General features: G+C 56.0%; 1 rRNA gene. It reads right to left on the reverse strand.

Features of this window, described 5'->3' with window-relative positions:
- Positions 1-7: 7 nt before the first annotated feature.
- Positions 8-3,091: ribosomal RNA gene (locus SK854_RS47845) — 23S ribosomal RNA — on the reverse strand.
- Between the last annotated feature and the right edge of the window lie 73 nt (positions 3,092-3,164).

The following is a 3,164-nucleotide window of genomic DNA, read 5'->3' on the forward strand; positions in this document are numbered from 1 at the left end:
GCGTCTTTGTAACAAGTCCTCGGCCTATTAGTACCAGTCAGCTCCAACCGTTACCGGTCTTCCACCTCTGGCCTATCAACCCAGTGGTCTAGCTGGGGGCCTTAACCCACGAAGGGTGGGATACCTCATCTTGGAACGAGCTTCCCGCTTAGATGCCTTCAGCGGTTATCCCTTCCGAACGTAGCCAACCAGCAATGCTCTTGGCAGAACAACTGGCACACCAGCGGTCCGTCCGTCCCGGTCCTCTCGTACTAGGGACAGCCTTCCTCAAGTATCCTACGCGCGCGGCGGATAGGGACCGAACTGTCTCACGACGTTCTAAACCCAGCTCGCGTACCGCTTTAATGGGCGAACAGCCCAACCCTTGGGACCTACTCCAGCCCCAGGATGCGACGAGCCGACATCGAGGTGCCAAACCATCCCGTCGATATGGACTCTTGGGGAAGATCAGCCTGTTATCCCCGGGGTACCTTTTATCCGTTGAGCGACCACGCTTCCACAAGCCATGGCCGGATCACTAGTTCCGACTTTCGTCCCTGCTCGACCCGTCAGTCTCACAGTCAAGCTCCCTTGTGCACTTGCACTCAACACCTGATTGCCAACCAGGCTGAGGGAACCTTTGAGCGCCTCCGTTACTCTTTGGGAGGCAACCGCCCCAGTTAAACTACCCACCAGGCACTGTCCCTGATCCGGATCACGGACCGAGGTTAGACATCCAATACGACCAGAGTGGTATTTCAACGATGACTCCACACTGACTGGCGTCAGCGCTTCACAGTCTCCCACCTATCCTACACAAGCCGAATCGAACACCAATACCAAGCTATAGTAAAGGTCCCGGGGTCTTTCCGTCCTGCCGCGCGTAACGAGCATCTTTACTCGTAATGCAATTTCGCCGGGCCTGCGGTTGAGACAGTCGAGAAGTCGTTACGCCATTCGTGCAGGTCGGAACTTACCCGACAAGGAATTTCGCTACCTTAGGATGGTTATAGTTACCACCGCCGTTTACTGGCGCTTAAGTTCTCAGCTTCGCCCTTGCGGACTAACCGGTCCCCTTAACGTTCCAGCACCGGGCAGGCGTCAGTCCATATACATCGTCTTGCGACTTCGCATGGACCTGTGTTTTTAGTAAACAGTCGCTTCTCGCTGGTCTCTGCGGCCGTCTCGCCCTAGCCTGCAAGAGGCTTCAAGCGCTACGGCCCCCCTTCTCCCGAAGTTACGGGGGCATTTTGCCGAGTTCCTTAACCACAGTTCGCCCGATCGCCTTGGTATTCTCTACCTGACCACCTGTGTCGGTTTGGGGTACGGGCCGCGTGAAAGCTCGCTAGAGGCTTTTCTCGGCAGCATGGGATCACTCTACTTCGCCTCAATCGGCTACGCATCACGTCTCAGCCTATATGAACTGCGGATTTGCCTACAGTTCGGCCTACACGCTTGCACCAGTACTACCACTCACTGGCGGAGCTACCCTCCTGCGTCACCCCATCGCTTGACTACTACAAGTTCAGGTCCCGCGCTCCACAATCCGCTAGCTCCCGAAGGAGTTTCGCAGGTGCTTTGGGCGGTTAGTATCACAAGGTTCATCATGGGCGCGTTCACACGGGTACGGGAATATCAACCCGTTGTCCATCGACTACGCCTGTCGGCCTCGCCTTAGGTCCCGACTTACCCTGGGCGGATTAGCCTGGCCCAGGAACCCTTGGTCATCCGGCGGACGAGTTTCTCACTCGTCTTTCGCTACTCATGCCTGCATTCTCACTCGCATAGCGTCCACGGCTGGATTACTCCGCCGCTTCAACCGCTACACGACGCTCCCCTACCCATCCCAGCACAAGGCTGAAATGACACAGCTTCGGTGGTGTGCTTAAGCCCCGCTACATTGTCGGCGCAGGACCACTTGACCAGTGAGCTATTACGCACTCTTTAAAGGGTGGCTGCTTCTAAGCCAACCTCCTGGCTGTCTGTGCGACCCCACATCCTTTCCCACTTAGCACACACTTAGGGACCTTAGCTGGCGTTCTGGGCTGTTTCCCTCTCGACTACGAAGCTTATCCCCCGCAGTCTCACTGCCGCGCTCTCACACCACGGTATTCGGAGTTTGGTTGATTTCGGTAAGCTTGTAGGCCCCCTAGACCATCCAGTGCTCTACCCCCGTGGTGAAACACACGACGCTGCACCTAAATGCATTTCGGGGAGAACCAGCTATCACGGTGTTTGATTGGCCTTTCACCCCTAACCACAGCTCATCCCCCAGGTTTTCAACCCTGGTGGGTTCGGGCCTCCACGCGGTCTTACCCGCGCTTCACCCTGGCCATGGCTAGATCACACCGCTTCGGGTCTAGACCACGCGACTCAAGCGCCCTATTCAGACTCGCTTTCGCTACGGCTACCCCACACGGGTTAACCTCGCCACGTAGCACTAACTCGCAGGCTCATTCTTCAAAAGGCACGCCGTCACCCCTAAAGGCTCCGACGGATTGTAGGCACACGGTTTCAGGTACTATTTCACTCCCCTCCCGGGGTACTTTTCATCTTTCCCTCACGGTACTAGTCCGCTATCGGTCACCAGGGAGTATTTAGGCTTAGCGGGTGGTCCCGCCAGATTCACAGCGAATTTCACGAGTACGCTGCTACTTGGGAACACTCTAAACAGACGATAGGTTTTCGAGTACGAGGGTTTCACTCTCTACGCCCGTGCTTTCCAGACACGTTCCTCTAACCACACGTTTTCTGACTGTTTGCTAGCTCGGCAGAACTAGCCAAGAGGTCCCACGACCCCGCGAATGCAACCCCTGCCGGGTATCACACAGACGCGGTTTAGCCTCATCCGCTTTCGCTCGCCACTACTCACGGAATCACGGTTGTTTTCTCTTCCTGCGGGTACTGAGATGTTTCACTTCCCCGCGTTCCCTCCACATACCCTATGTGTTCAGGTATGGGTGAACCCACATGACTGGGTCCGGGTTTCCCCATTCGGAAATTCTAGGATCTCAGCTCGGTTGACAGCTCCCCTAGACTTTTCGCAGTCTCCTACGTCCTTCATCGGCTCCTGGTGCCAAGACATCCACCGTATGCCCTTACTAACTTGCTACAAAGATGCTCGCATCCACTGTGCAGTTCTCAAAGAACAATCAGATCCCTCCGCACTACTGCGAACGCCGGCC

The sequence above is a fragment of the Lentzea sokolovensis genome, from assembly GCF_033949975.1.
GTDB lineage: Bacteria > Actinomycetota > Actinomycetes > Mycobacteriales > Pseudonocardiaceae > Lentzea > Lentzea sokolovensis.